This window comes from Stenotrophomonas sp. PA-6-5C (genome assembly GCF_021605635.1).
Classification (GTDB): Bacteria; Pseudomonadota; Gammaproteobacteria; order Xanthomonadales; family Xanthomonadaceae; genus Stenotrophomonas; species Stenotrophomonas lactitubi.
On record NZ_WKEE01000007.1, the window covers coordinates 96,349 to 120,133 of the forward strand.

The 23,785-nt window shown below is 66.2% G+C and carries 19 protein-coding genes; 8 read left to right on the forward strand and 11 right to left on the reverse strand.

Features of this window, described 5'->3' with window-relative positions; all coding sequences use genetic code 11:
- Window positions 1–325: 325 nt before the first annotated feature.
- The 4 genes from mqo to GIW57_RS04615 all read right to left on the reverse strand — a co-directional run bounded on the left by mqo (window position 326) and on the right by GIW57_RS04615 (window position 4,347).
- A complete protein-coding gene (gene mqo / locus GIW57_RS04600) occupies window positions 326–2,023 on the reverse strand; it encodes a malate dehydrogenase (quinone) (protein ID WP_236509280.1) in 1,698 nt (565 codons plus the stop codon).
- A gap of 205 nt (window positions 2,024–2,228) precedes the next feature.
- Window positions 2,229–2,675, reverse strand: a complete 447-nt coding sequence (locus GIW57_RS04605) for a GNAT family N-acetyltransferase (protein ID WP_236509281.1) — start codon at window positions 2,673–2,675, stop codon at window positions 2,229–2,231.
- A 78-nt stretch (window positions 2,676–2,753) separates the two neighbouring features.
- Window positions 2,754–3,338: a hypothetical protein gene (locus tag GIW57_RS04610; RefSeq protein WP_099819359.1), complete on the reverse strand. Its 585-nt coding sequence runs from the start codon at window positions 3,336–3,338 to the stop codon at window positions 2,754–2,756.
- Between the two features lie 103 nt (window positions 3,339–3,441).
- Complete coding sequence (locus tag GIW57_RS04615; protein WP_049464713.1) at window positions 3,442–4,347, reverse strand: LysR family transcriptional regulator ArgP; 906 nt, start codon at window positions 4,345–4,347, stop codon at window positions 3,442–3,444.
- Window positions 4,348–4,487: 140 nt separating this feature from the next.
- On the opposite strand from GIW57_RS04615, the gene GIW57_RS04620 reads away from it, so the two are divergent.
- The 3 genes from GIW57_RS04620 (at window position 4,488) to GIW57_RS04630 (ending at window position 9,330) form a co-directional block, all read left to right on the forward strand.
- Window positions 4,488–5,123 (forward strand): LysE family transporter, encoded by a 636-nt coding sequence (locus GIW57_RS04620; RefSeq protein ID WP_025873889.1) that lies wholly within the window; start codon window positions 4,488–4,490, stop codon window positions 5,121–5,123.
- Window positions 5,124–5,292: 169 nt separating this feature from the next.
- Window positions 5,293–7,278 carry a S9 family peptidase gene (locus tag GIW57_RS04625; RefSeq protein ID WP_236509282.1) on the forward strand — a complete coding sequence of 662 codons (1,986 nt, stop codon included), beginning with the start codon at window positions 5,293–5,295 and terminating at the stop codon, window positions 7,276–7,278.
- A 66-nt stretch (window positions 7,279–7,344) separates the two neighbouring features.
- Complete coding sequence (locus GIW57_RS04630; protein ID WP_236509283.1) at window positions 7,345–9,330, forward strand: S9 family peptidase; 1,986 nt, start codon at window positions 7,345–7,347, stop codon at window positions 9,328–9,330.
- A 55-nt stretch (window positions 9,331–9,385) separates the two neighbouring features.
- On the opposite strand, the gene GIW57_RS04635 is transcribed toward GIW57_RS04630, so the two are convergent.
- On the reverse strand, window positions 9,386–11,140 hold the full coding sequence (locus GIW57_RS04635) for an oligopeptide:H+ symporter (protein ID WP_236509284.1): 1,755 nt from the start codon (window positions 11,138–11,140) through the stop codon (window positions 9,386–9,388).
- 97 nt (window positions 11,141–11,237) lie between these two features.
- The gene (locus GIW57_RS04640) at window positions 11,238–12,386 is read right to left on the reverse strand and encodes a heparan-alpha-glucosaminide N-acetyltransferase domain-containing protein (protein WP_236509285.1); all 1,149 of its coding nucleotides are present in this window, start codon (window positions 12,384–12,386) and stop codon (window positions 11,238–11,240) included.
- 201 nt (window positions 12,387–12,587) lie between these two features.
- Between GIW57_RS04640 and GIW57_RS04645 the strand changes: the two genes are divergently transcribed.
- The 3 genes from GIW57_RS04645 to GIW57_RS04655 all read left to right on the forward strand — a co-directional run bounded on the left by GIW57_RS04645 (window position 12,588) and on the right by GIW57_RS04655 (window position 18,252).
- Window positions 12,588–14,552, forward strand: a complete 1,965-nt coding sequence (locus tag GIW57_RS04645) for an oligopeptide transporter, OPT family (protein ID WP_236509286.1) — start codon at window positions 12,588–12,590, stop codon at window positions 14,550–14,552.
- 235 nt (window positions 14,553–14,787) lie between these two features.
- On the forward strand, window positions 14,788–16,866 hold the full coding sequence (locus tag GIW57_RS04650; RefSeq protein ID WP_100463863.1) for a S9 family peptidase: 2,079 nt from the start codon (window positions 14,788–14,790) through the stop codon (window positions 16,864–16,866).
- A gap of 141 nt (window positions 16,867–17,007) precedes the next feature.
- On the forward strand, window positions 17,008–18,252 hold the full coding sequence (locus tag GIW57_RS04655; RefSeq protein WP_100463865.1) for a DUF819 family protein: 1,245 nt from the start codon (window positions 17,008–17,010) through the stop codon (window positions 18,250–18,252).
- 390 nt (window positions 18,253–18,642) lie between these two features.
- Here GIW57_RS04655 and GIW57_RS04660 read toward each other — a convergent pair whose 3' ends face one another.
- From GIW57_RS04660 to GIW57_RS04680, 5 genes are read right to left on the reverse strand one after another with little or no spacing between them, the layout of a single operon-like run.
- Complete coding sequence (locus GIW57_RS04660) at window positions 18,643–19,122, reverse strand: hypothetical protein (RefSeq protein ID WP_032975950.1); 480 nt, start codon at window positions 19,120–19,122, stop codon at window positions 18,643–18,645.
- A gap of 46 nt (window positions 19,123–19,168) precedes the next feature.
- On the reverse strand, window positions 19,169–19,429 hold the full coding sequence (gene minE / locus GIW57_RS04665) for a cell division topological specificity factor MinE (RefSeq protein ID WP_005408532.1): 261 nt from the start codon (window positions 19,427–19,429) through the stop codon (window positions 19,169–19,171).
- A gap of 2 nt (window positions 19,430–19,431) precedes the next feature.
- Window positions 19,432–20,241 carry a septum site-determining protein MinD gene (gene minD / locus GIW57_RS04670; protein ID WP_100463870.1) on the reverse strand — a complete coding sequence of 270 codons (810 nt, stop codon included), beginning with the start codon at window positions 20,239–20,241 and terminating at the stop codon, window positions 19,432–19,434.
- Between the two features lie 36 nt (window positions 20,242–20,277).
- Window positions 20,278–21,075 (reverse strand): septum site-determining protein MinC, encoded by a 798-nt coding sequence (minC, locus tag GIW57_RS04675; protein WP_100463873.1) that lies wholly within the window; start codon window positions 21,073–21,075, stop codon window positions 20,278–20,280.
- A gap of 2 nt (window positions 21,076–21,077) precedes the next feature.
- The gene (locus GIW57_RS04680; protein ID WP_089239530.1) at window positions 21,078–21,674 is read right to left on the reverse strand and encodes a GNAT family N-acetyltransferase; all 597 of its coding nucleotides are present in this window, start codon (window positions 21,672–21,674) and stop codon (window positions 21,078–21,080) included.
- 149 nt (window positions 21,675–21,823) lie between these two features.
- Between GIW57_RS04680 and GIW57_RS04685 the strand changes: the two genes are divergently transcribed.
- Both GIW57_RS04685 and GIW57_RS04690 read left to right on the forward strand, forming a co-directional pair.
- Window positions 21,824–23,029, forward strand: coding sequence for a sensor histidine kinase (locus GIW57_RS04685; protein ID WP_100463876.1), 1,206 nt, complete (start codon window positions 21,824–21,826; stop codon window positions 23,027–23,029).
- Window positions 23,029–23,670 (forward strand): response regulator transcription factor, encoded by a 642-nt coding sequence (locus tag GIW57_RS04690; protein ID WP_025873873.1) that lies wholly within the window; start codon window positions 23,029–23,031, stop codon window positions 23,668–23,670. The genes GIW57_RS04685 and GIW57_RS04690 overlap by 1 nt, the downstream gene beginning before the upstream one ends.
- Window positions 23,671–23,785: the final 115 nt, after the last annotated feature.

The following is a 23,785-nucleotide window of genomic DNA, read 5'->3' on the forward strand; positions in this document are numbered from 1 at the left end:
CTCGAAGCGTGGAGGCGGGGAAGGGCGGCAACAGTCGTCCAGCACCCGGGGCGGCGGCTTCGGGCACATCAGGTCCATCTGGGAGTGGCGCGGCCACTGCGCAGGATGCAAATGTAAATAATTCTTAACAACATTACAATTCTCGACATTGCGCAGCGGCTTTGCGACGTGTGGAAGGGATTTCTGTAGAGCAGAGCCCATGCTCGGCTGTCGGCAACCGCGAGGAGCAGCCGAGCGCAGGCTCGGCTCTACAGGTGGGGGCTGCACAAACGAAGACGGCCACCCGAAGGTGGCCGTCCGTTTCCGTCCAATGGCAACCGCAGGCTTACAGCGCCTGCAGTTCCTCGTCGGCGTTGCGCTTTTCCTTGGCCGGCGCCGGGGCCGGGGCGGCCGTTGGTGCCAGGGCCGGCGTCGTACCTGCTTCCACCGGGACCTCCAGGTAGGGCAGGTGCAGGGTCTGGCTGGTCAGCGTGCGGATCTCGTTGGTCAGCGCGGCACTGTCGTTGAGCTTGCGGCCGTACGACGGCACGATCTCGCGCAGGCGGGCTTCCCAACCGCCCTTCATCTGTTCCGGGAAGGCCTTGGCCATCAGGTCGAGCATGATCGGCGGCGAGGTCGAGGCGCCCGGCGAAGCACCCAGCAGCGCGGCGAGGGTGTGGTCCTTGTCGGTCACGATCTCGGTACCGAACTGCAGCACCGCGCCCTTCAGCGGATCACGCTTGATGATCTGCACGCGCTGGCCAGCGGTGACCAGCTTCCAGTCGCCCGGCTTGGCGTTGGGGAAGTACTTGACCAGTTCGGCCTGGCGATCGGCGTCGTTGAGGCGCGCCTGGCCCATCAGGTACTGCACCAGGTCCAGGTTGTCCTTGCCCACTTCCAGCATCGGGCCGACGTTGTTGTGGTTGACCGACGAATACAGGTCCCACCACGAGCCGTGCTTGAGGAACTTGGTGCTGTACAGCGCGAACGGCCCGAACAGGACCACCGGCTTGCCATCCAGCTTGCGCGCATCCAGGTGCGGCACCGACATCGGCGGCGAACCGGTTTCGGCCATGCCGTAGGCCTTCACGCCATGGCGCGAGGTCACGTCCTGGCCTTGGAAGGCGAGGAACTGGCCGCCCACCGGGAAGCCGGCGTAGTCCTTCGATTCCGGGATGCCCGACATCTGCAGCAGCTTCAGCGCGGCGCCACCGGCACCGATGAACACGAAGCGGGCGTGGGTGGTCGATTCGGTGCCGGCCTTGAGGTCCTTCACCGTCACGTTCCAGCTCTTGTCCGCGTTCTGCCGCAGCGCGCTGACCTCATGGTTGAGGTGCAGGCCGAAGTTCGGGCTGTGCTGCAGGCCGGCGGTCAGCTGGCGGGTGATGACGCCGAAGTTGACGTCGGTGCCCAGCGGCATCCAGGTCGCGGCGACCTTCTGCTTCGGGTCGCGGCCTTCCATCAGCAGCGGTGCCCACTGCTTGATCTGCGCCGGGTCCTCGGAGTACTGCATGCCGTAGAACAGCGGGTTCTTCACCAGCGCCTGCTGGCGCTTGTGCAGGTAGGCGATGTTGTCATCACCCCAGACGAAGCTCATGTGCGGGGTCGGGTTGATGAAGTCGCTGGGCTGGCTCAGCCGGCCTTCCTTCACCTGGTGCGACCAGAACTGGCGCGAGACCTCGAACGATTCGGCGATGCCGACCGCGCGCTTGGTCTCGATGCTGCCATCGGGCAGTTCCGGGGTGTAGTTCAGTTCGGCGAATGCCGAGTGGCCGGTGCCGGCGTTGTTCCAGCCATCCGAGCTTTCACCGGCGACGCCGTCGAGGCGCTCGTAGACCTGGATGTTCCAGTCCGGCTGCAGTTCCTGCAGGTAGGTGGCCAGGGTGATGCTCATGATGCCGGCGCCGACCAGCACGACATCGACGGGCTTGTCGTTGCTCGCGGCGGGCACCGAGCGCTGGGTCAGCGGCCAGTACAGGAACAGTGCGGCGACCAGCAACAGCAGCACGAGCAGGGCGAGTAGGGCCTTGCCAAATTTCTTCATGGGGGCGGATCGTTGGCGGGGGGAAGGGGTCAGGATGCGCAAGAAGCAGGGAAAGAGCGTGAAGAAACAACGCCTTGCAGCATTCCAGGGGCAATTTTAACCGCTTCTGGTCCGATTTTGATGCAACGCAGCATCCGGCCTGCGCGTTCGACCCCATCCCCGGTCGCGCCGGGCCATGCCCGGCGGCTGTTTCCAGCGCCGCGCGTCAAGACAGCTCAAGAATCTCGTCACCTGCCTCATCGATCTCGCCGGTCGCCTTCCAGCCCAGATGCCGATAGAAGCCATACGAGCGCGAACGCGGGTCTGCCGAGCAGGCCAGGAACAGGCGGGTGTGTCCGGCATCGCGGGTCAGGCTGACCACGTCCTGCAGCAGCTGCCGGCCGATGCCGCGGTTCTCGAATTCCGGCAGCAGGGCCAGCACCAGCACCTCGCCGCTTTCGCGGTCAGCAAAGCAGTAGCCGGCCATCCGCTCGCCCTCCCAGGCGATGCGGCCGATGGAATCGCCCTCGGCGATGCCCGCTGCCCAGCTGTCCTCGGTGATGCCCAGTTCGGCCAGCTGCGCGGCACTGAAGGCGTTTTCGCGGGTGCGCCCGCGCAGGTCGATGCAGGCAGCGGCATCATCGGGGAGGGCATCGCGGTAGTGGATCGTCATCTGGGAAACCTGGGGTCGAATGGAACCACATGAGTGTGGACGACCCGGATGGAGATTGGATGGAGACGGCGGCGGTCTTCAATCACTGCCGATGGTGAAGTATTCCGCCGCGAAGTAGGCCAGTTGATAGGCCAGTGTCGCTGCGGCCAGCACCAGTTGCATGCGCGCGCTGCGCAGATGCCATCCCAGCGCCGCAACGATGAGCATCAGCGCCGTGTGCAACGGGTAGGCATCCCCCAGCAGCCGCCATCGGCTTCCTCCCTTGATCGCGGTGTCCACAAGGTCCAGTAGCGTCAATATCGCGATCACCCCGAAGATCCAGCGCCGCCGCTGCATCAGGTAGTGGCCGTAACTGCCGTAGTCGCGCAGATCGTCGGGAAACAGCAGCGCGCACAGCAGGAACCAGGTCGCGCTGTAGGTGATCACGAACAGATAGGTTTCAAACGTCCAGCGGTGCACTTCGACGAGACGGAATTCCCACCACCAGAAGGTGACCAGCGACACCAGCGTCCACATCACCCAGCACAGGTGCAGCGCCGAACAGCCACGCCGCTGCGGGTGCTCGATGATCTGCGCCAACCCCTTCAGCAGGGTGGTGATGGACAGGCCGAGGATGATCCCCATCACCACGCGGATATGCAGGAATACCGGTTCGGTTTCCATCAGCCAGCCCCCTCGTTGGTTGCGCCGATGCTTGCACAAAAAGGGGACGTAGGGATCAGGTCGTTTGTGGCAAGAAGGACTTGATCCCCTCGGTGCCCTCTCTTCAGCGCCTGCGCTGCACCAGCGCCGAGGCGGCGTCCAGCACCGCCCGGGTCAGCAGGGCCATCGTCTGCACGTCGCCCTTCCAGTGCTGCCAGTACAGCGGCACGTCTTCCCACGCGCGCTGCCGCACATACACCAGGCGCCCGGCATCCAGATGGCGCTTGACCAGCGGCAGGGGATTCATCGTCCAGCCGAGCCCGCCCAGATTGGCCTGGACGAAGGCACGGGTGGAGGGAATCCACCAGGTCGGCGCGGTGCTGGGCAGGTCGGCGCCGGCCATGCGCCGGGCGAATCGCGACTGCATGTCGTCCTTGCGGTTGAACACCAGCACCGGTGCCTGCGCCAGTGCCTGCGCGGTCACGCCCTTGGCGAAGTGCTGCTCGCGGAACGCCGGCGTACAGGTGGCGGCGTAGCGGATGCTGCCCAGCGCGTGGATCTGGCAGCCCTGCACCGGCTCGTCCAGGGTGGTCACTGCGCCCAGCACGGTGCCCTGGCGCAGCAGTTCGACGGTGTGGTCCTGGTCTTCCACCCGCAGGTCCAGGGTAGTGCCGGTGCCCTGCGCGAACTGCTGCGCGGCCTGCGGGAACCATGTCTCCAGGCTGTCGTGGTTCACCGCCACCGGGATGCTGGCCTGCGGCAGGTCCTCGTCGGCCAGGCCCATGCGGTGCAGGGCATCGTGCTCCAGCAGGGCGGTCTGCTCGGCCAGCTGCACCAGCAGCTGGCCTTCGGCGGTGGCGGTCGCAGGCGTGCCACGTTTGACCAGCAGCCGGCCGATGCGGTCTTCCAGTGCCTTGACCCGCTGCGAGATGGCCGAGGGGGTGACGTTGAGCGACTGCGCGGCACGGTCGAAGCTGCCTTCGCGGATCACCGCAGCCAGGGCCCGCAGCTGGGCATGGTCGATGCGCATGGCAATTAAGCTCCGCTAATGTTGGTTTAGTAAGTTTAGCTCGTCTTTTCTATGTTGCGGCGCGACAATGGCGCCCGTTCCGGTGCTGTCCGCCTTCGCGAGGCACCGCTCCCCCCAAGCAAGACAAGGTAGTGAATCCCATGTTCTCGGTCATCTCCGCCAGCACCGGCCTTGGTGCCTGGTTCAGTGGTGCGGCTACCGGCATCGGCCTGTTTGCCGTGGTCGGCGCCCAGAGCGCCTTCATCCTGCGTCAGGGCATCCTGCGCAAGCACATCGTGCCGGTGGTGGCCACCTGCGCGGCCATCGATGCGATCTTCATCTTCGCCAGCGTGGCCGGCCTGCGCACGCTCACCACGGCGCTGCCGTGGCTGACCACCGCCGTCCTCTGGACCGGCGTGGCCTTCCTGGCCTGGTATGCGATGAAGTCGGCACGCCGTGCGATCGCTGGCGGCGGCGGCATGGGCGAAGCCGACAGCGATGACGGCAGCCGCCGTGCGGTGCTGATGGCGGCGGTCGGCTTCTCGCTGATCAACCCGCACTTCTGGCTGGACATGATGGTGATCGGCTCGATCGCCGAGAACTTCGGCAATGCACGCATGGCCTTCGCGGCCGGCGTGGTCACCGCCAGCTGCCTGTGGCTGACCGCGCAGGGCCTGGGCGCGCGCCTGCTGGCGCCGCTGTTCACCAAGCCCAGCACCTGGCGTGTGCTGGACGGCACCATCGCCGTGATCCTCAGCATCCTGGCCCTCACTCTGGCGGTGCGCGGGGTCCATTGACCCGGCGCACGCCCCCCGAACCCACGTCCTGACTCTCTCTCTCCAAGGTAGTGGTAACGACGGCACCGGCAACGGTGCCGTCGTTTTTTCTGCCCACTGGCGGATGTGTCGCATGCCTGCCTAGAATCGGCCATCGTGGACAGGGTGTCCGAGGCAGGAAGGGGGAAGGATGCGCAGGACTGTACTTGCCGTGCTGCTGTGCACGGTCGTGGGAGGGGCGACGGCGGGGGCCGGCGTGGTCGATCTGGAGCGCTATCTGCGCCAGGAAGCGTTTACCGACATCAGGATTTCGCCCGGGGGCGAGTATGTGGCTGCCACGGTCCCGATCGAGGCGGGCACTGCGCTGGCGATCTACAGGATCGCCGACATGAAGATGGTCGGCACCTTCCGGCCGCCCCGCAACAACCATGCCCACACCTTTGATTGGGTCAGCAATGACCGTCTGCTGGTGGGAATGGCGCAGAAGTTCGGCGTGCTTGATCGCCCCGTGCTCACCGGCGAACTGTTCGGCATCAACGCCGATGGCAAGGGCGGTGAACTGCTGGTCGGCTACCGCACGGCTGAAACCGGCCTGGGCACCAACATCAAGGTCAAGCCGGCCGGCATGGTGGCCGCGTTCCTCACCGACGAATTGAAGGATGACGACCGCAACGTACTGGTTGCGGTAACGCCGTTCACGGCCAACGCCTTCACCCAGCTGGAGCGGATGGACGTGAACACCGGTCGCCGCAATGCCGTGGTGCGGGCGCCGATCGCACAGGCGGCATTCACTACCGATGCCCAGGGTGAGGTGCGCTTTGCCTACGGTTCCGGCACCGACGAGACGAACAAGAAGCTCTATTACCGCGCAGGTGCCAGCAGCGAGTGGGTGCTGCTGAACGATGAGGCGCTGAGCCGACGCATCGATGTGGCTATCGGCTTCTCTGCTGATGGCCGCCTGGCCTATCTGCAGACCGAGCAGGCCGAGGGACCCGATGCAATCGTCAGTTGGGACCCGCAGAGCAACGAGCGTCGGGTGGTACTGCGCGATGAGGTGGTCGATCCGCATCGGATCATCTTCCGGCCGGGAACCCGCGTGCCGGTGGGAGCCGAGTTCCTTGGCGACGTGCCACGGACGCGCTTCTTCGACGAAGCCTCGGCCGAAGCGCGCCTGTACCGCAGTCTCGAGGCAGGGCTGGGCGGCCCCGTGTACATCACCTCCAGTACCCGTGATGGGCGCACAGTGCTGGTGGAATCGCACTCCGCGCGCAACCCGGGCGACTTCTATCTTTACGACACCATCGACAAGAAGGCGCGCCATCTCATCAGCCGCAGTGACTGGATCGATCCGGCGCAGAGCGCCGTCGTCCAGCCGGTCAGCCTGAAGGCGCGTGACGGGTTGGCGCTGCACGGCTTCCTTACCCTGCCGGCAGGCCAGCCGGCCACCGGCCTGCCCATGGTGGTGATGCCACATGGCGGGCCGATCGGGATCTTCGACGACGGAACGTACGACGTGGATGCGCAGATGCTGGCTGCTGCCGGCTATGCCGTGCTCCAGGTGAACTACCGTGGTTCGGCCAACTATGGGCGTGCGCACGCCCAGGCCGCGAAGCTGCAGTGGGGGCGGGCGATGCAGGACGATGTCACTGATGCCACGCGCTGGGCGATCGCGCAGGGCACGGCCGATCCGGCGCGCATCTGCATCTACGGCGGCAGCTATGGCGCCTATGCGGCGATGATGGGGCCGGTGCGCGAACCCGGCCTGTATCGCTGCGCTGCCGGCTATGTCGGTGTCTATGACCTGCCGTTGATGTACGCCCGCGGTGATATCCAGGATGATGCGTCCGGATTGACCTACCTGCGCGAATGGGTCGGCCGGCCGAAGGAGCTGGCCGAGCAGTCACCGGTCAACCTCGCCGCACAGATCCGCGTGCCGGTGCTGCTGGCGGCAGGAAGGGAAGATCAACGCGCACCGGTGGCGCATACCCAACGCATGGAGGCGGCGCTGAAGCAGGCCGGCACGCCGGTGGAGGCGCTGTACTACAAGGCCGAGGGGCACGGTTTCTACAGTCCGGCCAACCGGCGTGACTACTACACCCGGTTGCTTGCCTTCCTGTCACGCAGCCTGGGCGGCGAAACCGCCAGCGCGACCGCAGGTGCTGACAAGGCGCCGTGAGGCAGACCCGCCGCGTCCTGCGGACCCGATGCCGGGCAGGGGATGCCCGGCTTCAAGGAGGAAGTCATGAAGCTTGCAAAGGCACTGGTCGCAGTGATGGCCATCTGCGGCGCGGGTGGGGTGGATGCTGCGGAGGTTTCGCTGGACGGCTATGTGCGTCGTGCGGAGTTCAATGACATCCAGCTCTCGCCCACCGGCGAATACCTGGCCATGACCTTGCCACTGGAAGGCGCGACTGCCGTGGCGGTCCTGCGTACCGACACGATGGAGCTGGTCGGCAATTTCCGGCCGCCACGCAACAACCATGCCGCCGAGGTCGACTGGGTGAGTGATACCCGCCTGCTGATCGGTCTGGCCGAAAAATGGGGTCCGCTGGACCAACCGCGGCCGACGGGCGAACTGTATGCCATCGACGCCAATGGCAAACGCGGTGATCTTCTGGTCGGCTATCGCGCCCGCCCGGATGAGCCCGGCTTCGTGACCGGGCGCGTGGTCGAGCCGGTCGCCGCCTTCCTGGCCGATCCGCTGCCTGCCGACGAACGCAATGTATTGATCTCGCTGTGGCCATTTGCCAACGACACCAATACGCGCCTGGAACGGATGGACGTCATCACCGGGCGCCGCATCCCGGTCTCGCGTTCACCGGTGCAGCGCGCGACGTTCACCACCGACAATCAAGGTGAACTGCGCTTCGCGCATGGCGCCGCCGCCGACAACGTCAACAAGCTCTACTACCGCGAAGGGCGCGATCGCTGGACGCTGGTCAACGACGAAGGCAACAGTCACCGCATCGAGCGCCCGATCGGCTTCTCTGCCGACAACCGCCTGGCTTACCTGGTGGTGGAGCAGGCCCGCGGTCCGGACGCGGTGGTCAGCTGGGACCCGGTCAGCGGAGAGCGGCGCACGCTGCTGCAGGACGATACCGTTGACCCTACCCGCGTGGTCTACCAGCCTGGTACGCGCGTGCCGGTGGGCATCCAGTTCGTCGGCGCTGTTACGCGCACGGCCTTCTTCGATGAGCAGTCGCCGACCGCCGGCATCCAGCGCAAGCTTGAAAAGGCGTTTCCAGGGCAGGCGGTGAGCCTGCTCTCCGGCACCCGCGACAACGCTCGCCTGCTGGTGAAGGTGAGCTCGGCGACCAATCCCGGCGATTATTTCCTGTACACCACCGCCACCCGCAACGCCGCTTTTCTCACCGGCCGCCATCGCTGGTTCGATCGCGAGGACGGCGCCAGCGTGCGACCGGTCACCCTGGCTGCGCGCGATGGCCTGCCGCTGCACGGTTTCCTGACCCTGCCCAGGGGCAGTGATGGGCACAATCTGCCGATGGTGGTGGTCCCGCACGGTGGCCCGATCGGTGTGTTCGATGATGGTGGTTTCGAGCGCGAGAACCAGTTGCTGGCCGACGCCGGTTACGCGGTGCTGCAGGTCAACTTCCGTGGCTCGGGCAACTACGGCCGCGCGCATACCCAGGCCGCTGCCCAGCAATGGGGCCGCGCGATGCAGGACGATGTGACCGACGCCACCCGTTGGGCGATCAGCCAGGGCATCGCCGACGGCGGACGCATCTGCATCTACGGCGCCAGCTATGGTGCGTACTCGGCGATGATGGGGGTCGTGCGCGAGCCTGGGCTGTACCGGTGCGCGGCAGGCTATGTCGGCGTGTACGACCTGCCGTTGATGTTCAAGCGTGGTGATATCCAGGATCGTGCTTCGGGCGTGACCTATCTGCAGCAGTGGCTGGGCGACCCGGCGACGCTGGATGCCGTGTCGCCGGTCAACCTGGCGGCAAGCATCAAGGTGCCGGTGCTGCTGGCCGCTGGCCGCGAAGACCTGCGCGCGCCCGTGCAGCACACCGAGCGCATGGAGGCCGCGCTGAAGCAGGCCGGGGTGCCGGTGGAAGCGGTGTACTACCCGCGCGAGGGACATGGGCTGTACGGCGAAGCCAACCAGCGCGACTACTACACCCGATTGCTTGCCTTCCTGTCGCGCAGCCTGGGCGGTGGTACGGCAGCAGCTGCGTCGGCTTCGGGCAAAGCCAAGGCACCCTGAAACAGACGCGGCGGCAACCATCATGGTTGCCGCCGCAGTGAGCTGCCAATGGGCGTTACTTCACCCCATGCATCATCCGTTTCAACAACGGTGCGGCGATGAAGGCCAGCAACGCGCAGCCCAGGCCGATCCACATCAGCAGCCAGAACAGGTGCGCATAGGCGCCGGCGGCCGCGGCCATGTCCAGCGTCTCGCCTTCGGGCACGTCGATCGCCGCCAGCTTGCCGAACAGCGCGGCCAGCGTTTCCGAGAAGGCTGTCGCCAGGAACCAGGTGCCCATCATCAGGCTCATTACCCGCGGTACCGCCAGCTGGGTCACCGCCGACAGGCCCACCGGCGACAGGCACATCTCGCCGCTGGCCAGCAGGAAGTAGGCCAGTACCAGCCACCACACGCTGGCCATCTCGCCGGTGGCACCGACGTGCTGCGCGGCCAGTGCCAGCGGCACGAACGACAGCGCGCCGATCACCAGGCCCCAGGCTGATTTCACCGGCTTGCCCGGTTCCCAGCCGCGGCGGTCCATCCACGTCCACAGCGCAGCGAAGGCTGGCGCCAGCAACACCAGGAACAGGCCGCCCAGATAGGTCAGCGAACCGGCGGTCTGCGGAATCACCAGGCAGTCGCGCACCAGCAGCACCAGCATCAGCGCAACGATGCCGATGAAGAACGTACGCGGCGCGGCCGAGCCGGGACGGCGCTCGGACAGGCGCGCACTGACCACGAAGCCCAGCGGCGCCAGCAGCAGCGAGAGGATCGACCACGGCAGCGGCGAGCCTTCGCGGATCACCAGCGCCGGCACGATGTCCTTGGTCAGCAGGCGGTCGGTGAAGGTCACCCACGAGCCGTACGACTGCTCGTACATCGTGAAGAACACCAGCGCCATGAAGATCAGCACCATCAGCGCGATCATCTGCTGGCGCTGCACCGGCGTGCACTTCGTGCCGGTGAACCAAGCGAACCAGATCAGCACGCCGCCCAGCACCACCAGCATCAGCATCAGCGCCAGGCTGATTTCACCGCCAAGCGCGAAGGCACCGTTGCCGGCCGCCCACATCAGCCAGGCCACCGGCAGCACGCCGATCACCGCGCACAGGTAGATCAGCCATTCGCGCGGCAGGCCCAGCACCTTCTGCTTCAACGTGGCCGGCTGCGGCGGTTCGGCGTGGCCCTGCAGGTACTTCTGGCCCCACAGGAACATCGCCAGGCCGGCGATCATGCCGACGCCGGCCGCACCGAAACCGTACTTCCAGCCGTAGACCTCGCCCAGGAACCCGCACACCAGCGAGGAGAACAGGGCGCCCAGGTTGATGCCGGCATAGAACAGCGAGAAGCCCGAATCGCGGCGCGGATCGTCCTGTGGGTAGAGCTTGCCGACGATGGTGGAGATGTTCGGCTTGAGGAAGCCGACGCCCATGATGATCAGCGCCAGCGACAGGTAGGTCACGGCAAGGGCGGAGGTGTCGCGCACCACTTCGCCGTTGACCCGGTACGCCGCGTGGCCTTCGAAGGCCATGCCCAGGTGGCCGAGCACCAGCAGGATGCCGCCGAACAGCACCGCCCGGCGCATGCCCAGCCAGCGGTCGGCCAGCATGCCGCCGAACACCGGGATGCAGTACACCAGGCCGCCATAGGCACCGAGCAGGTCCAGCCCGGCCTTGTCGCCGAACAGGTGGTATTTGGTGAGGTACAGCAGCAGCAGCGCCTTCATGCCGTAGAAGGAGAAGCGCTCCCACATTTCGGTGAAGAAGCAGACGTAGACGCCCTTGGGATGACCCAGGAAGTCGTCGGAAGCGATAGCAGTGGAATTCATCGCGGAATTATAGGCGTGTGCTGCAGGCGCGCGCCGGGTAGCGCCGGGCCATGCCCGGCGGTCCTGTGCAACGCCGGGCATGGCCCGGCGCTACCGTTCACAGATACCGCAACCAGGCCAGGTCGCGTCGCCGTGCCTTGAACCGCGCGAATGCCCGCGTCGGTGGATACAGCACCACCGCCAGTGCGCAGGCCACCAGCAGCAGGCCGGCCACCGAGTCCAGTGCATACAGGCAACCGTGGGTCGGGCCCCAGGCCTTCAGCGCGGCCAGGTACAGCAGCTTCAGCACGTACAGGTGCAGCAGGTAGAAGAACATCGGCGCTGCGCCGATATCGGCCAGCGGCCGCAGCGCGCGCGCCAGCGGCGGCCACTCATACAGCCGCAACAGCAGCAGGCCCACGCCCAGTGTCAGCAGCAGGAACTGCAGCGACGGCGGGTACTTGGTGATGTTGAACACGCTCATCCACGTGCGCAGCGTGCTGGTCTGGTACTGCCAGGGGGCATCGCCGTAGTCGTTGGCGAAGCGCAGCAAGGCGAAGGCGGCCAGCGCGCCCAGCCCGACCCACAACAACCGCTGCCGGCGCTGATCCGGATCGCTGCCGGCGCCGAACCACGGCGCCATCAGGTAGCCCAGCGAGATCACCCCGATCCACGGCAGCACCGGGTAGGAGGTACGCAGGCTCAACTGCCCAGCCTCGATCCAGTCACGCTGGTGCAGCACTTTCCACAGTACCGCCAGCGCGCCGTCGCCCTGCACGCGTACGCCATCCAGCAGGTTGTGGCCAACCACCAGCGCCACCGCCAGTACTGCCAGCACCGGCCGCGGCAGCCACAGCAGCCCGGCCAGCGCGATCATGCTCAGGCCGATCGCCCAGATCACCTGCAGGTACACCGTGTCCGGCGGGAACTGGAAGGTCCAGGCGAAGTTGACCAAGGTCAGTTCCAGCACCACCAGGAACAGGCCGCGCTTGAGCAGGAAGGCGGCGATGGCGCGGCGCGGGTCGGCCTGGCGCTGGCCGTACAGCCACGCCGACAGACCGGTGAGCAGCACGAACACCGGTGCGCACAGGTGGGCCAGCAGGCGGCAGGCGAACAGGGCAGGGGACACGCTGGCCGCGTCCATCGGGTCGCTCACCTGGTACTGCAGGAAGAACGTCTCGCGGACGTGGTCGAGCAGCATCAGCAGCATCACGGTACCGCGCAGCTGGTCGATGGAGGCCAGCCGGGATGAGGCGGAAGGGGGCATGCAATGGGGCGGGTGCGGACCAATCGAAAGTTATAACATATCGTTTGCATGGTGCCCACTCGGGCTTTGCCGCATCGGTTGACTGACGGTGCCGGTGCGGGCCTGTGTCTGTTCCATGCTCGGCCCCCATCCTTTGGCACGCTGGACTTGCTGCCCCCTGAACGCTAGCGTGGCAGGGATTTTTTGCCAGCAGGGGCTTTCATGAACCATGACGCTGCGCCCAAGCAGCTCACTTTCCGCGCGGTGGTCCTTGCCATCGTGCTGGCGGTGGTGCTGTCGGCCGCAAACGCCTACCTCGGTCTGTTCGCAGGCCTGACCATCGCCACCGCGATTCCCGCCGCGGTCATCTCCATGGGCGTGCTGCGCCTGCTGGGTGGCGGTTCCATCCTTGAGAACAACATCGTGCAGACCGGTGCTTCGGCCGGTTCGTCGATCGCCGCCGGTGTGATCTTCACCATCCCCGCGCTGGTGATCATGGGCTACTGGCCGGACTTCAAGTACTGGTGGGTGCTGGGCATCGCCGGTCTCGGCGGCCTGCTGGGCGTGCTGTTCTCGGTGCCGCTGCGCCGCTCGATGATCGTCGAAGACCCGCTTCCGTTCCCGGAAGGCAAGGCCGCGGCTGAAGTGCTCAAGGCCGGTGAAAACCCCGGCCCGGGCCTGAAAATCCTCGGCCTGTCGGCGGTGATCGGTGCGTTCGTCAAGCTGGCCGCGGAAAGCGGCATGCGCCTGATCCCCGACGCCTGGGCTACCTCGGCCTATGTCGGCAGCTCCAAGATCACCGCCTTCATCGGCACCAACCTGTCACCGGCGCTGCTGGGCGTGGGCTACATCGTCGGCCTCAATGTCGGCATCGTGGTGGTGTCCGGCTCGATCCTGACCTGGCACATCGCCATTCCGATCTACCAGGCGTTCTTCATGAACGCCGATCCGGCGCTGGCCGCCTCGATCGCCACCGCCTCGTCCACCGAAGCGGCGTTCGCCATCTGGGGCGCGAAGATGCGCTACCTGGGTGTCGGCGCGATGCTGATCGGTGGCATCTGGACGCTGATCTCGCTGCGCAAGTCGCTGCTCAACGGCGTCAAGAGTGGCTTCGCCGCCGCGCGCAAGAGCGGTGGCCCGGTACTGGCGCACACCGAGCGCGACCTGCCGATGAAGTGGATGCTGGTGGCCCTGGTGGTGTTCACCCTGCCGCTGCTGGCGCTGTACCAGGCCATCGTCGGCCAGTGGCACGTGTCGATCCCGATGACCCTCATCATGATCGTCGCCGGCTTCCTGTTCGTTTCGGTGTCGGCCTACCTGGCCGGCCTGATCGGCTCGTCCAACAACCCGGTCTCGGGCATCACCATCTCCACCATCCTGTTCGCGTCGGCGGTGCTGGTGCTGCTGCTGGGCAAGGACGGTCTGCAGCCGGTCGGCGCCTTCGGTGCGCCGCTGGGTGCGGTGGCCGCGATCATGATCGGCGCGGTGGTGTGCTGTGCCGCCGCCGTGGGTGGCGACAACCTGCAGGACCTCAAGGCCGGCTACATCGTCGGTGCCACCCCGTGGAAGCAGCAGCTGATGCTGGGTATCGGTGCGTTCTCGTGCGCGCTGATCATGGCCCCGGTGCTGAACCTGCTGGCTACCGCCTACGGTATCGGCGTCAAGTCGGAGCTGCATCCGAATGCGCTGGCCGCACCGCAGGCGAACCTGATGGCCTCGGTGGCCAAGGGCCTGTTCGGCGGCGAGCTGCCGTGGACCTTCATCGGCATCGGTGCCGTGGTCGGTGCCGCCATCATCGCCTTCGACAGCTGGCTGAAGTCGCGCAACTCGCGTTTCCGCGTGCCGGTGCTGGCTGCGGCGATCGGCATCTACCTGCCGCTGGAACTGATGGTGCCGATCTTCCTCGGTGGCCTGATCTCCTACCTTGTCGAGCGCTTCCACAAGGTGCGCGCCGATGACGAAGAGGGCCGCGACCGCGTGCACAAGCCGGGCGTGCTGTTTGCTGCCGGCCTGATCACCGGTGAGGCGCTGATGGGTATCGCCATCGCTGTGCCGATCGTGGTCAGCAGCCGTGCCGACGTACTCGCTGTGCCGTTCCACCTGCCGGCCGCGCAGTGGATCGGCCTGGCCGTGCTGTTCCTGGTCGGCTGGCTGATCTACCGCACCGGCAAGCGCGCCGTGGCATGACGCCCACGGGGAGCGGATCCCTTCCCGCAGGGAAGGGCTCTGACCCCATGCTGGCAGCGTCTGGGGTCAGAGCCGATTCCCATGGAATCGGATCCGACCCCGACCTCCGACAAACCGCGCTTCGGCGCGGTTTGCTTTTTCTGGCGGTAGCTCAACCCCGGCCATGACCGATGGCCTTGGCAGGCCCGGTCGCGCAGGCCTACCATCGGTCTTTTGCCGTCCTGCGGAGACCCCGATGAAACTGCGTCATGCCTTGCTGCCACTGAGCCTGCTGGCTGCCCTGCCCAGCGTCGCCGCTGCCCGTGGCCTGGAAGTCCGCGACATGGTGGCCATGGACCGCGTCTCCGCGCCGGTACTGACCGCTGACGGCGGCACCGTGGTGTTTGCCAAGCGCAGCACCGATGCCAACCTCAAGGCCAGCACCGCCCTGTTCGCGCGCAACCTGCGCACCCGCGACGCGGCGCCGCCGAAGCAGATCACCCCGGCTGGCTGGAACGTCAATTCCGCCTCGCTGTCGGCCGATGGCCAGACCGTGTACTTCCTCAGCGCCAAGAACGGCAGCCAGCAGCTGTACTCGCTGCCGATCACTGGCGGTGCTCCGCGCCAGCTGACCGACTTCCCGGTGGACGTGGACAGCTACCACGTGTCGCCGCAGGACGACCGCGTGCTGTTCAGCGCCGGCGTATTCCAGGCCTGTGCCTCTGACCTGGCCTGCACCGAGAAGAAGCTGAAGGACGTGGAAGGCGCCAAGGCCAGCGGCAAGGTCTTCGATTCGCTGTTCGTGCGCCACTGGGATACCTGGAACGACGGCCGCCGCAACACCCTGTTCGTCGCACCGTTGCCGGCGGCCAAGGCCGGTGCGGTCAAGGGCGCTTCGGCGCTGAGCGCGACCATCGATGGCGACGCGCCGTCCAAGCCGTTCGGTGGCAATGACGATTTCGCGTGGTCGCCGGATGGCAGCAGCGTGGTCGCCAGCATCCGCGTGGCCGGCAAACAGGAGTCGTGGTCGACCAACTTCGACCTGTACCGCTTCGATGCCGCCGGCAAGCAGGCGCCGGTCAACCTGACCGCGTCCAACCCGGCCTGGGATGCCGGCCCGGTGTTCAGCGCCGACGGCAAGACTCTGTTCTACCGCGCGATGAAGCGCCCGGGCTTCGAAGCCGATCGCTTCGGCCTGATGGCGATGGACCTGGCCAGCGGCAAGACGCGCGAGATCGCTCCGCAGTGGGACCGTTCGGCCGGTGGCATCACCCTGTCCGCCGACGGCGCCAGCATCTACACCACGGCCGACGACCTCGGCGAACATCCGCTGTTCCAGATCGACGTGGCCAGCGGCAAGGCCACCAAGCTGATCGGCGATGGCAGCGTCACCGCTGTGGACGTGGCCGGCAACAGCGTGGCGATCACCCGCAACAGTCTGAAGAGCAACGACCAGGTGCTGGTCGGCCTGCTGCCGGCCGCCGGCGAAGCGATCGGCGAACTGCGCGCGCTGACCCCGGCCGCTGGCGAGGTGCTGAAGGACGTGTCCTTCGGTGACTACGAGCAGTTCGAGTTCAAGGGCTGGAACAACGACACCGTGCATGGTTACGTGGTCAAGCCGCACAACTACCAGGAAGGCAAGTCGTACCCGGTCGCGTTCCTGATCCATGGCGGTCCGCAGGGCAGCTTCGGCAACGGCTGGAGCTACCGCTGGAACCCGCAGACCTACGCCGGTCAGGGCTACGCCGTGGTGATGATCGACTTCCATGGCTCCACCGGTTACGGCCAGGCTTTCACCGATGCGATCAGCCAGCACTGGGGCGACCGCCCGCTGGAAGACCTGCAGAAGGGCTGGAGTGCGGCGCTGAAGAAGTACGACTTCCTCAACGGTGACAAGGCCTGCGCACTGGGCGCCAGCTACGGCGGCTTCATGGTCAACTGGATCGCCGGCAACTGGAACAGCCCGTTCAAGTGCCTGGTCAACCATGACGGCGTGTTCGACCAGCGCATGATGGGGTATGCCACCGAGGAACTGTGGTTCACCGAATGGGAGCAGGGCGGTACCCCGTACCAGAAGGCGGCGAACTACGAGAAGTTCAATCCGGTCAACCATGTGGCTGACTGGAAGAAGCCGATCCTGGTGATCCACGGCCAGCAGGACTTCCGCATTCCGGTCGAGCAGGGCCTGGCCGCGTTCACCGCTGCCCAGCGCCAGGGCATCGAGTCGAAGTTCCTGTACTTCCCGGATGAAAACCACTGGGTGCTGAAGCCGAACAACAGCATCCTGTGGCATGACACCGTCAACGCCTGGCTGAAGCAGCACATCGGCGAATAAGCGATACCGGTGCCGCCCTTCGGGGCGGCGCTTTTGTTTCGCCATCTGCTTCACCGGTGGGTGCCGACCGTTGGTCGGCACACCTCCCTGAGCTTCCGCCAACAGCAGCCGAGCACGGCTCGGCTCTACAAGAGCGCCTGCATGCCTTCGACTGCCCTGATCCAGAACGACATCGTCGTCTTCGGCCTGATCGCCGCCACTCTTGGCGCCGTGTTCTGGACCGCCTCGCGCGAGCAGGGCCTGTGGAAGCGCTTCTATACCTTCGTGCCGGCCCTGCTGCTGTGCTATCTGCTGCCCGGCGTCTACAACACCGTCGGCCTGATCGATGGCCAGAACACCAAGCTCTACAACCCGGTCGCGCGCGACATCCTGTTGCCGGCGGCGCTGATCCTGTTGACTCTGGCGGTCGACATCAAGGGCATCCTGCGGCTGGGGCCGAAGCTGGTGCTGATGTACCTGGGCGCCTCGGCCAGCATCATGCTGGGTGCGGTGGTGGCGTTCCTGGTGATGCGTGCGATCCATCCCGATACCGTCGCCGGCGATACCTGGGCCGGCATGGCCGCACTGGCCGGCAGCTGGATCGGCGGTGGTGCCAACATGCTGGCGATGCGTGAAGTGTTCGACGTCAACGCGACCACCTTCGGCCAGTTCGCCGTGGTCGATGTCGGCGTCGGCTACGTGTGGATGGCAGCGCTTATTTTTCTTGCCGGGCGCGCGGCGAAGATCGACGCACGCAGTGGTGCCGACACCTCGGCCATCGACGAACTCAAAGAGCGCATCGCCCGCTTCCAGGCTGAGCACGAGCGCATTCCCAGTCTGACCGACCTGATGCTGATCGTGGCCGTGGCCTTCGGTGGCGTCGGTCTTGCCCACGCCATCGGCGCGCCGCTGGCGGCCTGGTTCAAAGTCAATGTCAGCTGGGCATCGCAGTTCAGCCTGGACGCGCCGTTCGTGTGGGTGGTGGTGTTGTCGACCACGCTCGGCCTGGGCCTCAGCTTCACCCGCGCACGGACCCTGGAAGGGGCGGGCGCCTCGCGACTGGGCTCGCTGCTGCTGTATTTCCTGATCGCCTGCATCGGCATGCAGATGGATCTGCTGGCGCTGCTGGATCGCCCGTGGCTGTTCCTGCTCGGCATCATCTGGATCAGCGTGCACATCGTGCTGCTGTGGTGCCTGGGCAAGCTGCTGAAGGTGCCGTTCTTCTACTTCGCCATCGGTTCGCAGTCGAACATCGGCGGTCCGGCCTCGGCGCCGGTGGTGGCCGCCGCGTTCCATCCGGCGCTGGCGCCGGTGGGCGTGTTGCTGGGCACGATGGGCTATGCCACCGGCACCTATCTGGCGTATGTGGTCGGCATCACCCTGCGCGCGCTGGCAGGGCAGGGTTGATCCTGTAGAGCCGAGCCCACGCTCGGCTGCTTGTGCATTTGTGCAGGCAACGGCGAAGAGCAGCCGAGCATGGGCTCGGCCCTACAGTAGATCCACGCCATGCGTGGATGCTCTACGCCTGCAGCAACCCGCGTTCGATCAACCACGCTTTTGCGTCTTCTGCATCCTGTTCGAACCGCGCCGAGTGAAAAGAAGGGCGCCGCAAGGTCCGGCGCGTCGCCACGCGCCCATGGCCAACCGCGCCCGCGGCTCTACGCCTGCAGCAACCCGCGTTCGATCAACCACGCCTTCGCGTCTTCCGCATCCTGCTCGAACCGCGCCGAGTGAAAAGAAGGGCGCCGCAAGGTCCGGCGCGTCGCCACGCGCCCATTGCCAACCGCGCCCGCGGCTTTACGCCACCGGCAAGCCGCGTTCGATCAGCCACGCTTTTGCGTCTTCCGCATCCTGTTCGAACCACGCCTTCGTCGACCCCAATCGATACGTATACCCCCACGCATCCATGTCGGCCATCAGCCGTTCGCTGCCGACGCCGGGCAGGTGCCCGGCCAGCACGATCTGCAGGTAGCAGGTGGCATCTTCTTCGGGCACCGAATCGGTGGCGTCGGTATGCACCTGCGCGCGCCGCTCCGGCGGCAGCACGATCAGGTGGCAGGCCTCGTGCAGCATCGAGTGCACCGGCGTGTCATCGCGCACGTACACGTCGCTGGCGATGATGCCGGCCTCGGGCTCGCCCCAGTAACTGCCGGGGATCGGTTCGCCGGCCGCAACGTGGTGCAGGCGCAGCTCATGTGCAGCGAGCAGGCGCTGGGCATCGGCGAAGGCGATGTCGCCGACGCGGGTAACGTTCGGTTCGGGCGTGGTATCAGTCATGCGGGTCAGGCAGCCCCGCCCATGCAGGCACGGGCGGGGCAGGGGGTCAGGGTTTGTCCGGGCCTTCAGGCAGCGCCACGGAGATGTCCAGCACGTCGTGCTGGCCATCCTTGACCAGGTCCACCTTCACTGCATCGACGTCGATGTTGACGTACTTCTTGATCACTTCCAGCAGCTCGCGCTGCAGCAGCGGCAGGTAGTCGGGACCGCCACGGTGGCTGCGCTCCTGCGCGATGATGATCTGCAGGCGATTCTTGGCGGTTTCGGCGGTGGTCTTCTTCGCTTTGAGGAAATCAAACAGGCCCATGCTTACCCTCCGAACAGCTTGCTGAAGAAGCCCTTCTTCTCGACGTTGGTGAAGCGCATCGGGCGTTCTTCGCCGAGGATGCGTGCGACGGCGTCGTCATAGGCCTGGCCGGCAGCGGATTCGCCATCCAGGATGACCGGCTCGCCCTTGTTGGAGGCATTGAGCACGTCGCCCGATTCGGGGATCACGCCGATCGCCTTCAGGCCAAGGACCTCCTCGACGTCGGCGATGCTGAGCATCTCGCCGCTTTCCACGCGCACCGGGGTGTAGCGGGTCAGCAGCAGGAAGGCCGGCACGTCCTGTCCGGATTCGGCCTTGTGGGTCTTCGAATCGAGCAGGCCGATGATGCGGTCCGAGTCGCGTACCGAGGACACTTCCGGGTTCACCACCACCACTGCGCGGTCGGCGAAGTACATCGCCAGGAAGGCACCCTTCTCGATGCCGGCAGGGGAGTCGCAGATGATGTACTCGAAGCCGTCGGCGGCCAGGTCCTTCAGGACCTTGCCCACGCCTTCCTGGGTCAGCGCATCCTTGTCGCGGGTCTGCGAGGCAGCCAGCACGAACAGGTTGTCGAAGCGCTTGTCCTTGATCAGGGCCTGCTTGAGGGTGGCCTCGCCGTGCACGACATTCACGAAGTCGTACACCACGCGGCGTTCGCAGCCCATGATCAGGTCGAGGTTGCGCAGGCCGACGTCGAAGTCGATCACCGCCACCTTCTTGCCACGCTTCGCCAGGCCGCACGCAAGGCTGGCGCTGGAAGTGGTCTTGCCGACGCCGCCTTTGCCGGAGGTGACTACGATGATTTCAGCCAAAGGACTTCTCCTGATGATTCTGTTTGAGGTGCTGCGTCAGTCCAGCGCAGCGATCTTGATCTGGTCCTGTTCCAGCCACACCTGCACGGCCTTGCCGCGCAGGGTTTCCGGGACATCGTCCAGCACCTTGTAATGGCCTGCAATGGCGACCAGTTCCGCATGGAAATCACGGCAGAAAATGCGTGCCGCGGTGTTGCCCTGGGCCCCTGCCAGCGCGCGGCCGCGCAGGGTTCCGTAAATATGGATGCTGCCATCGGCGATGACCTCGGCGCCGGCGCCGACGGTGGCCATCACGGTCAGGTCGCAGTTTTCCGCATACAGCTGCTGGCCCGAACGCACGTTGCCCAGCTGCATGCGGCCCGGCTGTGGCGCGGCGGCATCGGCAGCCTTGCCCATCGGCGTGGCCGGAGCTGGTGCCGGTGCGGCCTTCGGCTCGGCGCGGGCCGCACGGCGCGGCTCCGGTGCCGGCGGCGGGGCAGGCTCTGCTTCGGCGCGCTCGTACTGGGCACGGAACTTGGCCAGCAGCGGCAGGCCGAGCTGCTGCGACAGCAGGTCAACCGCGCTGGTGCCATAGGCAAGCGCCACCGGCAGTACACCGGCACCGCGCAGGCCATCCACCAGCGCCTGCGCCGTGGCCACGTCGGGCACCTGGCTGAGGCCGCCGAAGTCCAGGATCACCGCTGCACGGCCGAACAGCTTCGGCGCACGGCTGACCCGCTCCTGCATTTCCTGCACGAGGCGTTCAACATCAAGGGTGCGGATGCGCAGGTTGGCGATGCCCACCTGGCCGATCTTCAGTTCACCGGCCTGTTCGTAATCGAAATTCACCGCCACGCTCAAGTCCCCGTCGACCGCTGTGCCTGCGCCGGCAGCTGCCGGTCGCGTGCCCACGCCACATCGGGCAGCTTGCCGCCGTAGGTTTCGTTCACCCACGGGAAGCTGCACAGTTCCTTGGCCAGCATGCTGGCCCGCACGTCCACCTGCGGCATCGTGTTCTGGCCCAGCTCGCGGAAGCCGAAGCTGCCGTGGAAGAGCAGGGCGGCATCGGCGCCGTGGTCCAGGAACACTTCGCAGGTCATCTGCGGGTAGCGCAGTTCGGCAAAGCTCTGCGCGTCGGCGTAGAACGCACGGCCGACGCCACCGCCGCGGCGGCGGCTGGCGACCACGATGCGGTCGATATAGAAGAAGGGGGTGTTCAGGTGTTGCTTGAACCAGGCGAAATTGCTGCTGTCGTGCTGGCTGTCGCTGCCGAAGCCGATCAGGAAGCCGGCCAGGTTGCCGTCGCGCTCGGCGACGCGGAAATATTCAGCGGTTGCATAGAACAGGCGCAGGCGCTCGGCATCCAGGGGAAGGATGGCCAGGCCAGCATTGTTGTTCAAAGCCAGGACGGAATCGAGCTCGTGCTCGCGCACGTCGCGGATGACAATCGACATTGTGACTCCGTGGGGTAACGCGGTTGGTCCATTACAAGACCCTGCGCACGATTATTGCATGCCCGGGGTGGGCTGCGGCATGAACAGGGGGCCGCGCCGAACATGACTTTATGCCCTTGGGCCCTGACGCGCACAGGCTACGATGGGCCATGCTGGCCCGACTCAACCACAATGCGATGCTGCGCTACTCCGGGTTGTTCACCTGGGGCACCGTCGGCCTTTGGCTTGCGATCTACCTGATCGACCCGGTGTCGCTGACGCTGGAGAGCCTGGACGGCGAGGCCGGCTTCCGGATCATTCCCTGGGCCTCGGCCTACCTGGCCTTCGGCTTCGTGTACTGGGTGCTGACCCGCTCGCTGGGCGAAAGCCGGCCCGGCTTCTTCGACCATGCCGCGCTGATCCTGCTGACGGGCTGCGCGATCGGCGTGAGTTATTTCTCCGGCACCGCGCTGGGCAGCATCCTGCTGATGGTGGTGGCCGGCCTGCTGCCGTGGCTGCTGGGCCCGCGCATCGGTGTGGTGTGGCTGGTGGCCAGCAACCTGGCCGTGCTGCCGGTCTACATCCAGCCACTGGGCTTCCCGCCGGTCATCGCGGTGCTGCAGGCCGTCGGCTACATGGGCTTCTCCAGCTTCGTGTTCGTGATCGCGCTGGTGGCCCGCCGCCAGGCCGAGGCGCGCGAGGAGCAGCGCCGGCTCAATGCCGAACTGCGCGCCACCCGTGCGCTGCTGGCCGAAAGCGCGCGGGTGAACGAGCGCACCCGCATTTCGCGCGAACTGCACGACCTGCTGGGTCATCAGCTGACCGCGCTGACCCTGAACCTGGAAGTGGCCGGCCATCTGGCCGAGGGCCAGGCGCTGGAGCACGTGAAGCGCTCACATGCCCTGGCCAAGCTGCTGCTGGGCAACGTGCGCGAGGTGGTCAGCCAGCTGCGCGAGACCGGCGCCATCGACCTGGCCGCAGCCCTGCGCCCGCTGACCGAGCACGTGCCCTCGCTGGACATCCAGCTGGAGATCGAGGAGCCGCTGAACGTGGAAGACCCGCAGCGGGCCCACGTGCTGCTGCGCTGCACCCAGGAGATCATCACCAACACGGTGCGCCACGCCGGCGCCCGCCACCTCTGGCTGCGGGTGTACCGTGAGGTCCCCGACCAGGTCGTGGTGGAAGCCCGCGACGACGGTGTCGGGGCGGAAACGGTCAATGTGGGCAATGGTTTGCGCGGCATGCGCGAACGCCTGCAACAATGTGGAGGCCAGCTGCAGGTGGAGACCCGCCCCGGCGAAGGCTTCCGGCTGCGGGCGACGGTACCGGCAACGGTGCTGGCGGCCCTTACCCAGGTTCCTGAAGGAGTGCGTTGATGATTCGCGTCTGCCTGGTCGACGACCAAACCCTGGTGCGGCAGGGGATCCGCTCGCTGCTGGCGCTCGACGACGGCATCGAAGTGGTGGCCGAGGCCGCCGACGGCCGCCAGGCGGTCGAGCTGATCCCGCAGATCCGTCCGGACGTGGTCCTGATGGACATGCGCATGCCGGTGATGTCCGGGCTGGAGGCGCTGCAGGTGCTGTCACGGCAGGAACAGCTGCCGCCGACCATCATCCTGACCACCTTCGACGATGACCAGCTGGTGCTGGCCGGGCTCAAGGCCGGTGCCAAGGGCTACCTGCTCAAGGATGTCACCCTGGCGCAGCTGGTCGGCGCGATCCGCACGGTGGCCGATGGCGGTTCGCTGGTGCAGCCGGCGGTGACCCAGCGCCTGCTGTCCGGGCTGGAGCACATGCGCAACGACTTCGTCAGTCTGGACCGCCCCGACCCGCTGACCGACCGTGAGACCGAGATCCTGCGGCTGATGGCCAGCGGTTTCTCCAACAAGGAGATCGCCAATTCGCTGGGGGTCGCCGAGGGCACGATCAAGAACCATGTGTCCAACATCCTCTCCAAACTGGGCGTACGTGACCGTACGCGTGCGGTCCTGAAAGCGTTTGAACTCCAGTTGGTGTGAGGAAAATCCTTTAGCGACAAAGACTTGGCATGCAGTCCGGGGGCGGATTCAGGGTTGACGCCTGTTTGCCCCCTACTTGCCGGGTACGCGGATGCGTTACCCTTCGAATTCTTTG

Excerpts from the sequence above, each read along its gene's own strand:
- GIW57_RS04620 (WP_025873889.1), top strand. The coding sequence starts at position 4,488 with ATGTTCTCGGTCATCTCCGCCAGCACCGGCCTTGGTGCCTGGTTCAGT.
- GIW57_RS04630 (WP_236509283.1), top strand. The coding sequence starts at position 7,345 with ATGAAGCTTGCAAAGGCACTGGTCGCAGTGATGGCCATCTGCGGCGCG.
- mqo (WP_236509280.1), bottom strand. The coding sequence starts at position 2,023 with ATGAAGAAATTTGGCAAGGCCCTACTCGCCCTGCTCGTGCTGCTGTTG.
- GIW57_RS04680 (WP_089239530.1), bottom strand. The coding sequence starts at position 21,674 with ATGTCGATTGTCATCCGCGACGTGCGCGAGCACGAGCTCGATTCCGTC.
- minE (WP_005408532.1), bottom strand. The coding sequence starts at position 19,429 with ATGGGCCTGTTTGATTTCCTCAAAGCGAAGAAGACCACCGCCGAAACC.
- GIW57_RS04685 (WP_100463876.1), top strand. The coding sequence starts at position 21,824 with ATGCTGGCCCGACTCAACCACAATGCGATGCTGCGCTACTCCGGGTTG.
- GIW57_RS04690 (WP_025873873.1), top strand. The coding sequence starts at position 23,029 with ATGATTCGCGTCTGCCTGGTCGACGACCAAACCCTGGTGCGGCAGGGG.
- GIW57_RS04650 (WP_100463863.1), top strand. The coding sequence starts at position 14,788 with ATGAAACTGCGTCATGCCTTGCTGCCACTGAGCCTGCTGGCTGCCCTG.
- GIW57_RS04645 (WP_236509286.1), top strand. The coding sequence starts at position 12,588 with ATGAACCATGACGCTGCGCCCAAGCAGCTCACTTTCCGCGCGGTGGTC.
- GIW57_RS04605 (WP_236509281.1), bottom strand. The coding sequence starts at position 2,675 with ATGACGATCCACTACCGCGATGCCCTCCCCGATGATGCCGCTGCCTGC.
- GIW57_RS04625 (WP_236509282.1), top strand. The coding sequence starts at position 5,293 with ATGCGCAGGACTGTACTTGCCGTGCTGCTGTGCACGGTCGTGGGAGGG.
- GIW57_RS04615 (WP_049464713.1), bottom strand. The coding sequence starts at position 4,347 with ATGCGCATCGACCATGCCCAGCTGCGGGCCCTGGCTGCGGTGATCCGC.
- GIW57_RS04640 (WP_236509285.1), bottom strand. The coding sequence starts at position 12,386 with ATGCCCCCTTCCGCCTCATCCCGGCTGGCCTCCATCGACCAGCTGCGC.
- GIW57_RS04635 (WP_236509284.1), bottom strand. The coding sequence starts at position 11,140 with ATGAATTCCACTGCTATCGCTTCCGACGACTTCCTGGGTCATCCCAAG.
- GIW57_RS04655 (WP_100463865.1), top strand. The coding sequence starts at position 17,008 with ATGCCTTCGACTGCCCTGATCCAGAACGACATCGTCGTCTTCGGCCTG.
- GIW57_RS04610 (WP_099819359.1), bottom strand. The coding sequence starts at position 3,338 with ATGGAAACCGAACCGGTATTCCTGCATATCCGCGTGGTGATGGGGATC.
- GIW57_RS04660 (WP_032975950.1), bottom strand. The coding sequence starts at position 19,122 with ATGACTGATACCACGCCCGAACCGAACGTTACCCGCGTCGGCGACATC.